The organism is Bacteroidota bacterium, from assembly GCA_013360915.1.
GTDB lineage: Bacteria > Bacteroidota > JABWAT01 > JABWAT01 > JABWAT01 > JABWAT01.
Window position 1 is genome coordinate 244,159 of record JABWAT010000001.1, and the last position, 13,175, is coordinate 257,333.

15 protein-coding genes are annotated in these 13,175 nt (G+C 49.2%); all 15 read left to right on the top strand.

Features of this window, described 5'->3' with window-relative positions; genetic code table 11:
* Window positions 1-41: 41 nt before the first annotated feature.
* A complete protein-coding gene (locus HUU10_01090; protein NUQ80180.1) occupies window positions 42-800 on the top strand; it encodes a hypothetical protein in 759 nt (252 codons plus the stop codon).
* Window positions 797-2,293 carry a hypothetical protein gene (locus tag HUU10_01095; protein NUQ80181.1) on the top strand — a complete coding sequence of 499 codons (1,497 nt, stop codon included), beginning with the start codon at window positions 797-799 and terminating at the stop codon, window positions 2,291-2,293. Before HUU10_01090 ends, HUU10_01095 begins: the two co-directional genes overlap by 4 nt.
* On the top strand, window positions 2,290-3,300 hold the full coding sequence (locus HUU10_01100; GenBank protein NUQ80182.1) for a hypothetical protein: 1,011 nt from the start codon (window positions 2,290-2,292) through the stop codon (window positions 3,298-3,300). The genes HUU10_01095 and HUU10_01100 overlap by 4 nt, the downstream gene beginning before the upstream one ends.
* Complete coding sequence (locus tag HUU10_01105) at window positions 3,300-4,205, top strand: hypothetical protein (protein ID NUQ80183.1); 906 nt, start codon at window positions 3,300-3,302, stop codon at window positions 4,203-4,205. Before HUU10_01100 ends, HUU10_01105 begins: the two co-directional genes overlap by 1 nt.
* Window positions 4,189-5,271: a hypothetical protein gene (locus tag HUU10_01110; protein NUQ80184.1), complete on the top strand. Its 1,083-nt coding sequence runs from the start codon at window positions 4,189-4,191 to the stop codon at window positions 5,269-5,271. The genes HUU10_01105 and HUU10_01110 overlap by 17 nt, the downstream gene beginning before the upstream one ends.
* Window positions 5,272-5,273: 2 nt before the next feature.
* Window positions 5,274-5,747: a thioredoxin family protein gene (locus tag HUU10_01115; GenBank protein ID NUQ80185.1), complete on the top strand. Its 474-nt coding sequence runs from the start codon at window positions 5,274-5,276 to the stop codon at window positions 5,745-5,747.
* Between the two features lie 110 nt (window positions 5,748-5,857).
* A complete protein-coding gene (locus HUU10_01120; protein ID NUQ80186.1) occupies window positions 5,858-6,424 on the top strand; it encodes a nucleotide exchange factor GrpE in 567 nt (188 codons plus the stop codon).
* Between the two features lie 9 nt (window positions 6,425-6,433).
* Entirely contained in the window at window positions 6,434-7,594 is a 1,161-nt protein-coding gene (gene dnaJ / locus HUU10_01125) for a molecular chaperone DnaJ (protein ID NUQ80187.1), read from the top strand.
* Window positions 7,594-8,067 (top strand): helix-hairpin-helix domain-containing protein, encoded by a 474-nt coding sequence (locus tag HUU10_01130; GenBank protein NUQ80188.1) that lies wholly within the window; start codon window positions 7,594-7,596, stop codon window positions 8,065-8,067. Before dnaJ ends, HUU10_01130 begins: the two co-directional genes overlap by 1 nt.
* 76 nt (window positions 8,068-8,143) lie before the next feature.
* On the top strand, window positions 8,144-8,605 hold the full coding sequence (locus HUU10_01135) for a hypothetical protein (protein ID NUQ80189.1): 462 nt from the start codon (window positions 8,144-8,146) through the stop codon (window positions 8,603-8,605).
* Window positions 8,606-8,607: 2 nt separating this feature from the next.
* The gene (locus HUU10_01140; protein ID NUQ80190.1) at window positions 8,608-9,501 is read left to right on the top strand and encodes a hypothetical protein; all 894 of its coding nucleotides are present in this window, start codon (window positions 8,608-8,610) and stop codon (window positions 9,499-9,501) included.
* A gap of 23 nt (window positions 9,502-9,524) precedes the next feature.
* Window positions 9,525-11,018 carry a PAS domain S-box protein gene (locus HUU10_01145; protein NUQ80191.1) on the top strand — a complete coding sequence of 498 codons (1,494 nt, stop codon included), beginning with the start codon at window positions 9,525-9,527 and terminating at the stop codon, window positions 11,016-11,018.
* A 123-nt stretch (window positions 11,019-11,141) separates the two neighbouring features.
* Window positions 11,142-12,236 carry a response regulator gene (locus HUU10_01150; GenBank protein ID NUQ80192.1) on the top strand — a complete coding sequence of 365 codons (1,095 nt, stop codon included), beginning with the start codon at window positions 11,142-11,144 and terminating at the stop codon, window positions 12,234-12,236.
* An 11-nt stretch (window positions 12,237-12,247) separates the two neighbouring features.
* Window positions 12,248-12,607, top strand: coding sequence for a response regulator (locus tag HUU10_01155; GenBank protein ID NUQ80193.1), 360 nt, complete (start codon window positions 12,248-12,250; stop codon window positions 12,605-12,607).
* 11 nt (window positions 12,608-12,618) lie between these two features.
* Window positions 12,619-13,170, top strand: coding sequence for a chemotaxis protein CheW (locus HUU10_01160; protein ID NUQ80194.1), 552 nt, complete (start codon window positions 12,619-12,621; stop codon window positions 13,168-13,170).
* Window positions 13,171-13,175 lie beyond the last annotated feature (5 nt).

The window sequence follows — 13,175 nt, forward strand, 5'->3', positions numbered from 1 at the left end:
TTTATCTTTTTTATGACCGTTTCCCTTCGGATTTTTGCCTGATGATCAAATTCAGCATCCCCCTCTTTTCTCTTTTTCTAATACTGAGCTCCTGTGCACCCTCTCCTGATGCTGAGATTTCACCTGCATCAGTCCCGACAGGATCCTTTTCACTGATCAGCATTCAGCCATCACCAGAATCCTTTTACCCTGATACTCTCACGCGTCCGTCCCTGTCCTTCAGGATCAGGATGATGATCCGCACATCCGAAGAAAGAATAGTGAGAGCCACCCTGCACCTTGCCGATCCCTCAGGCTTTCACAGCTCATTTTCCCGTGATTTTAAGGTCTGGCCCAATTCCCCTGACTATACAGAGTATTTCACCATTCCGGTTGACCGGGCAACTGTCATCAAGCCAGTCCTTTCCATGAGCCTTGGCGATACAGATGGTAAGGAACTGATCAGGTTGTCCCCTGCCGTCCGCACCCTCACCCCGGTTACCGGGCCGCCATCCATTGATTCAATACGCTTTCAGCCAGCTTTTCAAACCATCCGCGGATCCACTTTTACCATGTCTGTCTGGGCCTCAGACCCGCGCGGACCCGATCATATTGATAAAATCACCGTATATGGTACCCGACCCGATGGTACCAGTCAATCGCCTTTCATCCTGCCCAGAATCGGACCGGGATTTTATTCCCTTACCTCGCAGGTTCCTTTGACTGCTCAGACCGGCGTTTACGAATGGAAATTTATTGTTGTGAACCTGGCCGGAACGGCCGGTACACCTGTAACCCGTACCTATCAGGTGATTCCATGAACCGAGCAGGCTTTATTGTTTTTCTCCTGGTTTTTCCGGTTTTGATCCAAGCACAGGATTTTCTGACCGGAATCGAAGGAAAACCCACACCGCCGGTCAATGCTGTTTCCAACATGGCTGCTGCAGATACCGGCATTTATTTCGGTTCGGGTCGCGGTCTGAATTTTTTCCTGAACAAGTCCTTTTTCCCGGTCCGGACTGGTTTCGATGACCTGGATCAGAAAGGTGTCTACTCGGTGGCTGCCTCAGGCAACAGCCGTTTTTTTGCAACTGCCGAAATCAGAACCATTTCAGATAATAAAGTCACAACCGGACTTGCCTACGGCTTTTCTTCCGATCGTGGAACCACGTGGAAGCGGGTAGCGCTTCCTTTGGATGCGCCCGATGCAGATACGATTTTTTTCGGACAGGATACCATTGACGCACTACCGGTCGTGGTTCCCCAGCAATTTGTCACCTATGATGCGGCCTTATCAGGTGATACCATCTGGGTTGCAACCTGGGCAGGCGGCATCAGACAATCCTCAGATGGCGGTCTGACGTGGAAACGGGTTCTGGTTCCACCCGATAACCGTTCCTGGCTGAGTCCGGATTCCAGCTACCCGTTTTTTTACAGTCCGGTACCGCGCGGTGGCCGGGGTGGCGATTACAATTTTCTTGGTTTTTCCGTTCACAAAACCCGGTCCGGTACCTTGTGGACCGGATCTGCAGGAGGCATTAACCGCCGGTACCAGCCGGAGGGATTCCTCCACTTTGTTCATGGACCCGATCCATCCACCATTCCGGGCAACTGGGTAACCGGAATACGGTCACAGGTAACTGGTGGCACTGAACGGGTTTGGGCTATATGCTGGCGGGCCCTCAGCCAGACCGAAGACAACGGACTTGCCTTTACCACCGATGGCGGCTTTACCTGGACCCGCACCCTGATGGGCGAAAAAATTTATGATCTGGCCTTTTCAGACAGCCTGGTGGTAGCTTCCGGAGAAAATGGTGTTTTCCTGTCAGTGGATGGTATGCAATGGCAACGCCGGACTCAATTTTCCGATCCTGACAAAAAGGAAATCATTCCCTATGCTGAATTCCTGAGTGTGGCCTTTGAACCTGTTCATCATCAGTGGATGATCGGAACCACACAGGGGTTGTTACTTCCTGAAAGTGAGGATTTGCTGGGAACACCGACTTGGTCCATCAGCCGCCGGAATGCTTCCGAAGAAAAATCGGCTGCGTTTGCCTACCCGAACCCTTTCAGTCCCGATGATGACCGTTTCTGCCGCATCCATTTTCCCGAAGCAACCGGTGCAGTGGTCGATATTTTTTCCACAGACCATCAGCGGGTAACCACTCTCCGCTCGGCATTTTCAGGACCGGTCAGGGAAATTTTATGGGATGGCAGGGATTCCGGCAACCGGCGTGTGGCCAACGGAGTGTATCTTTTCAGGGTTTCCACCGATAATGATGAATTGTGGGGTAAACTATTAATTCTCGAGTGATTCTTTTCCTGATTTTTCTCATTCCGGTCACCGCATCTGGTCAGTCCGGTTTGGCAGGCGCTCCCGGCTCCTGGTCAAGATTGGGGAATTCTGCCCGATCGGTGGCCGTGGGTAATGCAGTTATTGCGGATACCTCTTTTGAAACAGCCGGATTCCAGAGTCCGGCACTGCCTGCGCTTCGCAGAGACCGGTTTACCGAGGTTTCTTCTTTCTCTCCAGGTTTGGATCGGCAGATGCATGCGCTTTATCTGACTCATCCGGTCGGACCAGCCGGAGCCATCAGTTACGGCTTGATGTACTTCAGCCACGGTGCCATTGATATACGAAACAACAATGGTGAAAAAACCGGATCGGTATCACCCTGGGAAGCAATTGGTCTGGTTAATTTCAGTCTGGGTCTTAAGCGACTGCCGGTTACCATCGGGATCGGCGTGAAATACCGGATGTCGTGGCTTTTCGAGGATGTGGCCACTGCCAGCGGATTCGGTATTGATGCCGGGGCTGTCTGGAAAACACCCGTCAGGAACCTAACTGCAGCCTTTGTGATTCAGGATATGAATGCCCAGTACACGTGGGATACAAAAGACCTGTATGATGAAGATGGAAACACCACCATAGACTACTTTCCTCTCAGATACCGCCTAGGCCTGAGTTATGTCATACAGGAAGGTCTGGTGATAAACGGTGAATGGGAACGATGGAGTTGGAAAAACGATGTCAGGGAATTTTCCGTTTCCAATGATCCATTCCCTGTTACCTCTGTGGCAACCCGAAAGGATCAGGAAGTTACCGGTTCCCTGTTCAGATTGGGCACCCTCTGGACTCCAGTCAGACATCTGACTTTTATGACCGGTCTGGACCGGATTGCCTCAGGTGAAAGTCTCAGGTGGTCGGCCGGATTCCGGATTGACTATCCATGGATCGGTCCTTACCTCGATTTCGCAGTGGTGGCCGATCAGCAGGCCCCTCAAACGCTTTTTGTTCTCAGTGCAGGATACCGTTTCTGATGATTTATCGATTTCTCACCCTTTTTTTACTGGTCGTCTGCTTTTCCCAACTGGTGTCAGCTCAGGCTGACCAGGAAGGTTTCCAGCATGTCCTTCTGGCCTCTTCTGCTGCCTACTCGGGAAGTGGTGAATCCAATTCAGGACTGTTAACAGGTTCAGAGACCGTTTTTTTACATGGATGGATGTCTGCCAACGCCAAAAAAAATGAGGATGTTCAGTTCAGTCATACCGGTCTGTTTGATGGGATTACCCAGACCACGCTGACCAGCCGGCTGCTTCTCTGGGAGCATCCGGTTCAGTTAGGTTGGCAGTATGTCACCGCCGGAGATATCGAGTACCGTGAGAAACCAGGTCCGGCTGCATCCACCTTCCAGGTATACTGGCTGACCGTGGCAGCCGGCTCCCAGATCAGGCTGAATGGCCATGATCTGGCGTTTACGCTGAAATATTCCTTTCAGAATTTGTTCTTTGATCGCTATGATGCCTGGCTGACTGACTGGACGTGGTCTCATCAGGCAGCCAGAGATGTGGGTCTCATGCTGGTTTCACTTCAGAACATTGGCGTGGTCAGCAGTGGCCCTTCAGTCAAAGGACAGGCACCGGTGAGACTTCGCACTGCCTGGCAATTTTATGACTGGGATCTGTCTGAGCAGATCCGGCTGCAAATCGTCAGTGAACTGAATTACGGTTTCATCACCAGACTGATCACACCCACCGTCGGAATTGAATCGACACTATACAGTCAGGTCCGGTTCCGCATGGGAGTACGTCCCACCCACACCACCAACCCATTCAGTTCGGGCCTGAGTGTCTATCACAAGTCATTCAGGGTGGATTATGCTTTCAACTATCAGGAGTCAGGTTTTACCTCAACACATGGGATAACCGTTGGCTATCAGTTCTGATTCCCACGTTTTAGTTTTGTTTTGTGGCGACCCGGCCTACGATTCACGTACCACCAAATACATCAGGGCATTTGGCCAGATTCAGGTTGCCATCCGTAATGGCATTTCCTGGTCGGTACACTCACACGGCCGGTTCCTCTCAAATTGGATTCATTGGTCCGTACAGACCCTCAGACAGGTAAAAGATCAGCCTCCGGCCGTTCTGGTCGTCATGGATATCTTCTCCGTTCCGGTTGCCCTTCTTTCTGGTCTTCCCTTCTTTTTTGACTGCCGCGAGATCAATGCCGGCGTTCATGCTTTCAGGCGGTCCCCATTTAAAAGATGGTTCTGGGGATTGATGGAAAAACTGGCATTCAGGAAATCCATTGGAATCACGACGGTCAATCATGCTCTGGCCGATCATTTTTGTCGCATTTATAGCCGTGACACTCATATTCTTCTGAATCTCCCATTGCACACAACAATCAGCGGTTTATCCGGCAGGCAGATGGCTGGTCTTCCCGATCAGGCCTGGGTGTGGGTTTATCAGGGTGCAATTTTGCCTGGACGTGGCATTGAAACGCTGATCGCCTGGATTCAGACACGACCCACCGATGAGTGGCTCCTGTTAATCGGTCCGGCACCCGCTTCTCTGATTCAGCAGACTCCACAAAACAAAATCCGCTTCACTGGTCCCCTCCCGCAGGAACGCCTGCTGGAATACACCAGTCTTGGAAATGCAGGACTGATGCTGATTGATCCTTCAGCCACCAGCTACCGGTTGTCTCTGCCAAATAAGTTTTTTGAATATTTATTTGCCGGACTTCCTGTCATATCAAGCCGGTTGCCAGTCGTTGAAACGATCCTGAACCAATATCAATGCGGATTGATAGCCGAAACCGGGGCCGATCTGAACCTGGCGGCTGATCAGTTGCGAAAAACGCCCGATACTTTCATCATGGGAACCCGGCGTGCCTGTCAGTCGTTCAGGCCGGAAGAAGCCGTTTCTGATCTGTCTGGCTGGATTACCAGACAACTGACACTTTCAGGACTTTCAGACATCTTACCAGAAAATAATCGCATTTAACCATGACATCATTATCACTTCTTCTTGCTTTTTTGTTATCATCCGCAGGCACGTCTGATACACTCAAATGGTATTCTTTTAATGAAGGACTGGCCATTGCAAAGGCAGAAAGAAAGCATGTTCTGGTTGATTTTTACACGGACTGGTGCGGTTGGTGTAAAAAAATGGATAAGGAAACTTACACCAATCAATCGGTCACCGGCACACTGAACAAGCATTTTGTCATCATCAAGGTGAATGCCGAGGACGAATCGGCCATGGCCACCTACAAGCAGTATACAGTCAGCTATCCTGAACTGACTGCCGGATTCGGTGTAACCGGATTCCCATCTACCGTGTTTCTGAATCCGGAAGGTGAGTACCTGACCATGGTTCCCGGCTACATCGATGCAAAAACCATGAAGCCGATCCTCGATTATTTCCACACCTCTTCCTACAAGACCATGTCCTTTGCCGATTTTTCGGCAAAGAAATAAAGCAGCACATCTTCCCTTTTGGCATAATGGTTGCGGATTCTCATTTTTGAGATATTCACGGCCACTGACCGCCTTTCTGTCAGTAGTCTTTCACCCCAAACAGGACAATTATGGCAAAAAAGGATAAAAACCAGGCTTCTCAGGATCAGGAAACCATAAACGACCACCCGGGAAATGAGGATTCAGCAAAGCAGCCCCCCGCTGCCGATCAGAGTCTGAGAATTTCCGAGCTGGAAAAAGAAGTTTCCGTACTCAATGACCAGCTTAAATCCACCCGTGATCAGCTTTTGCGGTCGGTTGCAGAATTCGACAACTACCGTCGCCGAAGCGAAACAGAAAAGCAGGATCTGATAAAATTTGGTGGTGAAGCCCTTATCAAAGACCTTCTCCCCTTTCTGGACGATCTGGAGCGGAGCCTGAATGTACCACAAGCCGATCCGGTTGTTTTTCGCGATGGGGTACGCCTGATTTATTCCAATCTGGTTAAAGCGCTCGATCAGCGGGGTGTCAAGCCGCTGGAAACCGTCGGGAAAAAGTTCAATGTTGATGAACACGATGCCCTTCTTCATATTGAAAAGGAGGGTGCAGAACCCGATACGGTCACCGAAGAAGTTCAAAAAGGCTATACTTACAATGGAAAAGTAATCCGCCATGCCAAAGTATTGGTGGCAAAATAGAGGTATCTGGTGACCAAAAGGGATTATTACGACATCTTAGGCGTAGGCAAATCGGCCACGGCCGATGAAATAAAAAAGGCTTACCGGAAACTGGCCATGCAATTCCACCCGGACCGGAATCCGGGCAATAAGGAGGCAGAAGAAAAGTTTAAGGAAGCCGCCGAAGCCTATGAGGTTTTATCTGATCAGGATAAACGGGCCAAATATGACCGGTTCGGCCATCAGGCCTTTGCACCGGGCAGTGGCGGGGCCGGCCCGCATGGCTTCAGTGATATCAATGACATTTTTTCGGCCTTCGGAGATATTTTCGGCGGGTCCGGTTTCGATGAATTTTTTGGTGGCCGCGGTGGCCGTGGCCGCCAACGTTACACCGGCGAGCCGGGCAGTGACCTGAAACTCAGACTGGCTCTGACCCTCGAGGAAATTTCGACCGGTGTCGAGAAAAAACTGAAGCTGAAACGGAACGTATCCTGTGACTCCTGCAACGGATCCGGAGCTTCCAACCCTTCCGATCAGCAAACCTGCCCAGTCTGTCAGGGATCGGGTGAAGTTCGCCAGGTTCAACGGAGTGTTTTCGGTCAATTTGTGAACATTTCGGCCTGTAACAACTGCAATGGATCGGGTAAAGTGATCAAAAATCCCTGCAAAGTCTGTAAGGGAGATGGTCGGGTCCAGGGTGAAACCACCATCAAAGTCAACATTCCGGCAGGGGTTTCAAACGGAAATTACCTCACCCTTCGGAATCAGGGTAACGCCGGTAAACGGGGTGGCCCCAGCGGAGATCTCGTTGTCCTGATTGAAGAAGAACCCCATGCCGTGTTCACCCGCGAGGGGAACGATATCCTTTGCGATGTGGAAGTCAGCATACCGGAAGCAATTCTGGGAACAGAAGTCGAAATACCGACGCTTTCCGGTCATGCGAAAGTCAAGATTGAGCCGGGTACTCCTTCTGGAAAACTACTCCGTCTCCGGGGAAAAGGGATTCCGGAATACGGGTCTTCACGGGTTGGAGACCAGATCATCCGTGTCAATATTTTCATCCCCAAATCGCTTTCTCAGAAGGAAAAAGACCTGATCCGGCAAATGGAAGCACTTGACGGATTTATCCCCGATTCGGCAAAAAACCCGGGGAAAGGCTTTTTCAGCAGGATGAAAAGCGCCTTTTCCTGATGAAAATCAGGGATCGACTGGCAGGATTCTCCTTCTGGCTTTCCGAGAAAATCGGATTGTCACTTACTGAATTCCGCTTTCTGGCCGGATTTGTACTACTGACCAGCATTGCCTTGTCTGTCTATGTCGTTTACAGAAACGAACAGATGACCAACGACACCCGTGCATTTGAAAAAGTGGATTCCATTTACCGGGTGATCACCTTGTCCGCCGATTCCCTGACCGGTTCGGAAAAGCCTGTCCTGCCACTAAAACCCGTCCTGAAAAAGGTCAATCTGAACACGGCCACACTTGCGGAACTGATGACCCTCCCCGGGGTGGGAGAGAAAACCGCTGAGGCCATCATCCGGTACCGGACCGAAGCGGGATGGTTTCAATCGGCGGCCGAACTGGAGAATATTCCCGGCCTTGGACCTAAAAAGATTTCAAAGATCCTTCCGGAACTGGTTCCAGACTCCCTCCTCTCGCCCTGATGCGGTTGCATTTATAAACCGGGCATTCTATTTTCGGATACAAGGAACTTATTTATTTATTCTGGAGTCAGGTCCCATGTCTGAAAGCCGTGATGGAAAAGGTAACATTTTCCTCAAAATCCTCATCGTCATCCTCGGAATTGCACTTATTTATGTGATTGTCTATCCCTGGCAGCAAAAACAGAGTTATCTGAAACTGGTTAAGCAATCACAGACCCGGATGGAATACCTCCGCAGCGGTCTTATCTATTACCTTATTGAGACAGGTAACTATCCCAACAGCCTCAATGAAATGGTTGACTTCATGAAGAACAACCCTCAGATTCTTGCAAAAAAGGACTCCATCTTTAAGGTCTTACCTGGCACCCGGCTGAACCTTGATTCCCTGCTGATTTCTCCTGTGACTCAAAAACAATTTGTTTACATAAACAGCGATACCTCAGCATTCAAAAAATACCTGTTATATTGCCCGGGCGGATCAGGCCGCATCGGCAGTCTGTCGGTTAACGACTCTGCCAATAAAGCCACCTGGGAATAAGCGTGTCTTCAAAAGTCCTCAACACGGGTCTCAATTTTTCGGGTAACCGCTTTTACCTGTCTGTGGCCAATTCCCTCATGCAGGATAAAGTGGCTATTACACTGGCATCCGGTGAAGTGGACTTTGACATCAACCGGGACTGGTTTCTGACGGGTGGTGATCAGTTTACCAAACCAATCACCACCGAAATTCAGAAGTATCTGGTCAATCATACCTCCCCGATTCTTTCTGTCACACTCGACCCGGCTCTGTATCTGTATACACGTATTCCCATCAATCACCGAAACCTGACGCAGGATGAGCTTGAGCGACTGGTGAATGAAGAAACTGAACGGATTACAGGTGATAAGCACAATCTGTTTATTTTCGAATGGCTCCCCCTTAAAAACAATCACATTCTGGTTTTCTGGATTCCTGCAGTGGTTGTCAGCCAACTTCAGATTCTGGCTTCCCGGCTCGGTAAAAAGCTCCACATCGTGGATTTTGAACCTCTTGCCATCATGAATCTGATGAATGACCGTCAGTTCATTCCGGGTGAAGACTCTATTCATCTGGTCATCGGCAATAAGGAAAGTGGTTTTAACCTGCTTGGATTTGATGAAAAGGAAGTGGTGTTATACGACCACTTTATCGGACATCCGGCAGAGGATATCCCCTTTTATGTTCATAAATGCCTGAATGACATGCAGATAAAACCGCGGTCGATTGCACGGATATTCTGGTATGGCAAATTCACAACACCCATTCTCTCCGGCATTCGGTCTGTAACAGGCCATCAACCGAAAAACCTGTTCGAGAACCTGAAAATCCTTTACCACCGGCATGCTGATACTTCCGCGTTTACCCTGGAAAATGCATTGCCCGGAATCGCAGTCAGTTACCGGACCGATGCCTGATCCGTGGAAGCTGAGGTTTCCCGGTGAATCACCTGCTTCTGCTCTCAACCGATCCATTCTGGCAACACCGTTGTCATGATATTCTGGCGTCTGATGATTTTCATCAGATCCATGAATCACAGCTTCCCTCTTCCACTTCGCGTTTCCCCGTACCACCCGACTTCATCATCGTCGAACGTCGACTTTTAAAGAATCAGATCAGTGCATACCTGAGTCTGATTATGGGACTTTTTGTGGAAACACCCGTCCTTGTCGCCCTTGATGAGCACAATGATGAAGAACTGATTACCTGTTTCAGGTCCGGAATTTTCGATGTGATCTACCGGGATTCCTCCGACATCATCATTCAGACCACTGTTCAGCGTGCAGTGGCGAAGCGGCGGGAATGGCAGGGCGTGCGCCAGCATATCGATCAGTTGAAACTGTTCAATACCAACCTTCAGAAGAAGATAGATGACCTCAGAAATGAGGTAAAGAATACCGAGAGCTTTACAGAATCCATTATGATGGCCCTCGGGGCTGGTCTTATCACCTTCGACATGTCGGGACGGATCACCTATGCCAACCCGTCTGCTGCGAATATTTTCGGGTGGACGGTGGTGAACCTGGTCGGCATGGAAATCAACCAGATTATGCCGATTGAAGCCAATCTCGGTCTGATTCTGGATGGAACCGAATTTGAAAAGCAGTATGAATGTGAGGCAATCCGGGCCGATGGAAAAAAACTGAAAATCGGGTACACCCTGTTCCCCAGGAAGAATAATCACAACGATGTGGTTGAAATGATCTGTATTTTCAGGGACCTGTTCGAACTGGAGAAGATCAGGGAAGAAAATCGCCGGCTCGAGAAAATCTTCACACTCGGGCAGATTGCCGCTGGTATTGCCCATGAGGTAAAAAATCCGCTGGCCGGCATTCAGAGCATTGTCACTGCCATTACACTGGATTATCCAGAACAGGATCCGCGACGAAACCAATTGCAACAGATTGCCCGGGAAGTAGAACGAATCAACAAACTGCTCGAAAACTCCTTTGCCTTTGCCCGGACCAAGAAACCCAACATGCTCAAGTCGGATATTCTTGAGGTCATTGCATCTGTTGAAAACCTGCAATCCATTGAGTTTCAGCGACGGGGTATTCTGATGACGGTCAACGAGATCAGTCCGATTCCCCGTTTCAGGTTCGATGCCGGTCAGATTCATCAGGTCATGTTAAATCTGATTATGAACGCGGCCGATGCCATGCCCTCCGGTGGCGTGATCAAAGTCCGGGTGGAACACCGGGTGTCACCCCGGCATGTGAAGGGATTTGTAATCATCGAGGTCAGTGACAGCGGAACCGGAATCCATCCCGAAGACATGAAGCACATCTTTGATCCGTTTTACACCACCAAACCACATGGTACCGGACTCGGACTTCCCATCACCTACAAGATTGTTCAGGACCACATGGGTAAGATTGAAGTAGACTCCGAGCTGGGAAAAGGTACCCGGTTTACGATTTATCTGCCTGATTAATCCTGCCTACTTGCGCCCGTTACCTTCCATTTACTATCTTAAATTGATTTTATCGGTACTTTTTGTATCTTGTTTAAAAATGGATACTTACGTGATCCGTTAAACCCGTGGGATAATTGATATATGAGTTTTGCAGGTAACCTGAAGGGCTGGGGAATCACTGAGATGCTTCAGTTGGTTCGGAACGGAAAGAAAACCGGTGCACTCCAGGTCACAAACGGAAACAATACAATCACCATCTATTTTAAAAATGGAATGGCGATTGCTGTCGATACCGGTGTGGGTGAAGCGCTGGGTTCTATCATGCTCCAGGAAGGGTTCATTTCGGTTCAGGATCTGGATGTTGCCATTCAGCTACAGAAAGCCCAGTACCGCGGCAAACGGATCGAGCAGATTCTGGTTGCACTCAAAAAGATTGAGTTACCGGTATTGGCAAAGGCCATCAGAAGACAGATTGAACTGATTGTGACCGATCTGATTCAGATGAAGGGTGGCAGCGTCAATTTCGAAGCAGATGCTGTTCCCAAATTCAATGCTCTCAGTACCGGCGTGGATATTCACGGCATGTTGCTTGGCGCAGCGGTTGTTGTCGATGAATTGTCGGTTATACGGGAATCCATTCCTAACAATGGTGTGATTCCGGTTAAGACTAAACGTGGCGAGGAAGAGCAGGAAGAGATTTCGCTGAAACTGAAGGAATGGAAAGTCTTTCTGGCCATTGACGGCATCAAGGATGTTAAAGCTCTGGCCACGAAATTAAAACTGGACGAATTTTACGTCATGAAGACCCTTCACTTTTTTGTAACAGAAAAGTGGGTCGAAGTGACCAAGGTGGAAGACAAGAGAAAGAAAATTCTTGTCGTTGATGATAGTCTGACCATTCAGAAAATGATCGAGTTGGCCCTGGCCGATTCCGGATTTAATCTGATCACCGCCACAACCGGCGATGCAGCCATCCGGGCCGCACAGGAAAGCAATCCGGATCTGATATTACTGGATGTCATGTTACCCGATATAACCGGCTATAAAGTATGCCGGTCTATTCGTGACATGTCTGAAGAATTCAAGAAAATCCCCATTCTCATGCTATCCGGAAAAGATGCAGAGATTGATAAAAACTTGGGTAAATATGCGGGAGCGGATGCCTACATGACCAAACCGTTCGAGGCATCTGAACTGCTGGCAAAAGTCAAGGAACATCTCGGACTGGCGTCCTGACGGATTAAATTATGGCACACATACTGGTTATTGATGATTCCATGGTGGACCGGCAGATAATTGTGAATGCCCTGGTCGCCGCCGGTCACACGGTCAGTGAAGCGGTGGATGGTGAGGATGGTGAAGCCAAAGCACTGAATCTGAAACCAAACCTGATCATTCTCGATGTCATTATGCCTAAGAAGAATGGTTTTGAAGTCTGCCGTGCGATTAAAAGTAATGGACCGACCAGCGGAATTCCGGTCATCATGCTCACCTCAAAAACCCAGGATTCTGACAAGTTCTGGGGAATGAAGCAAGGTGCCTCGGAATACATGACCAAACCTTTTTCTGAAGAATCACTTCAGAATGTTGTGAAAAAGTATCTGTAACCGGCGTATTCATGGCGAAACTGGAACCCTTCAACCCAACCGATACCCTGACCTCGCTGGTTTCATTGCAGCGCATTGAATCGACTGGTGCGGTTGAACAGATCCGACAGAAAACCCAGTGTATTGTTGTGTTGCTCGGCAAGGAACAGCTTGCCATACCGATTATATCCATTAAGGAAATTATTGAAGTTCCCAGAATCACCCGTCTGCCGAACGTACCGGCTTACATACTGGGTATCTGTTCGGTCCGCGGAGAAATTATATCAATCACCGATATCAGACAACTGTTGAATCTGAAAGGTTCTGATCAAAAAACACGGAAGGAACTTGCTAAAGAGCGGATTATCCTGCTGGATGGCGAGCGCTTCACAACCGGTGTGGTTGTGGATACCGTTGTCGAGGTAATTGACATACCGTTGGATGAAATTGAATCCAGTAAAACCACACTGACCGGTGCCCTGGCCAGTTTTGGTTCCGGTCTTTATAAAGAGGGTGGACGGGTTCTCGTTGTACTGGACGTGAACGCCCTTTTGAATAGTCATGAATTGTCCCAATTTATTTAAAAACT

Excerpts from the sequence above, each read along its gene's own strand:
- HUU10_01120 (NUQ80186.1), top strand. The coding sequence starts at position 5,858 with ATGGCAAAAAAGGATAAAAACCAGGCTTCTCAGGATCAGGAAACCATA.
- HUU10_01135 (NUQ80189.1), top strand. The coding sequence starts at position 8,144 with ATGTCTGAAAGCCGTGATGGAAAAGGTAACATTTTCCTCAAAATCCTC.
- HUU10_01150 (NUQ80192.1), top strand. The coding sequence starts at position 11,142 with ATGAGTTTTGCAGGTAACCTGAAGGGCTGGGGAATCACTGAGATGCTT.
- HUU10_01130 (NUQ80188.1), top strand. The coding sequence starts at position 7,594 with ATGAAAATCAGGGATCGACTGGCAGGATTCTCCTTCTGGCTTTCCGAG.
- HUU10_01155 (NUQ80193.1), top strand. The coding sequence starts at position 12,248 with ATGGCACACATACTGGTTATTGATGATTCCATGGTGGACCGGCAGATA.
- HUU10_01095 (NUQ80181.1), top strand. The coding sequence starts at position 797 with ATGAACCGAGCAGGCTTTATTGTTTTTCTCCTGGTTTTTCCGGTTTTG.
- HUU10_01090 (NUQ80180.1), top strand. The coding sequence starts at position 42 with ATGATCAAATTCAGCATCCCCCTCTTTTCTCTTTTTCTAATACTGAGC.
- HUU10_01115 (NUQ80185.1), top strand. The coding sequence starts at position 5,274 with ATGACATCATTATCACTTCTTCTTGCTTTTTTGTTATCATCCGCAGGC.
- HUU10_01105 (NUQ80183.1), top strand. The coding sequence starts at position 3,300 with ATGATTTATCGATTTCTCACCCTTTTTTTACTGGTCGTCTGCTTTTCC.
- HUU10_01160 (NUQ80194.1), top strand. The coding sequence starts at position 12,619 with ATGGCGAAACTGGAACCCTTCAACCCAACCGATACCCTGACCTCGCTG.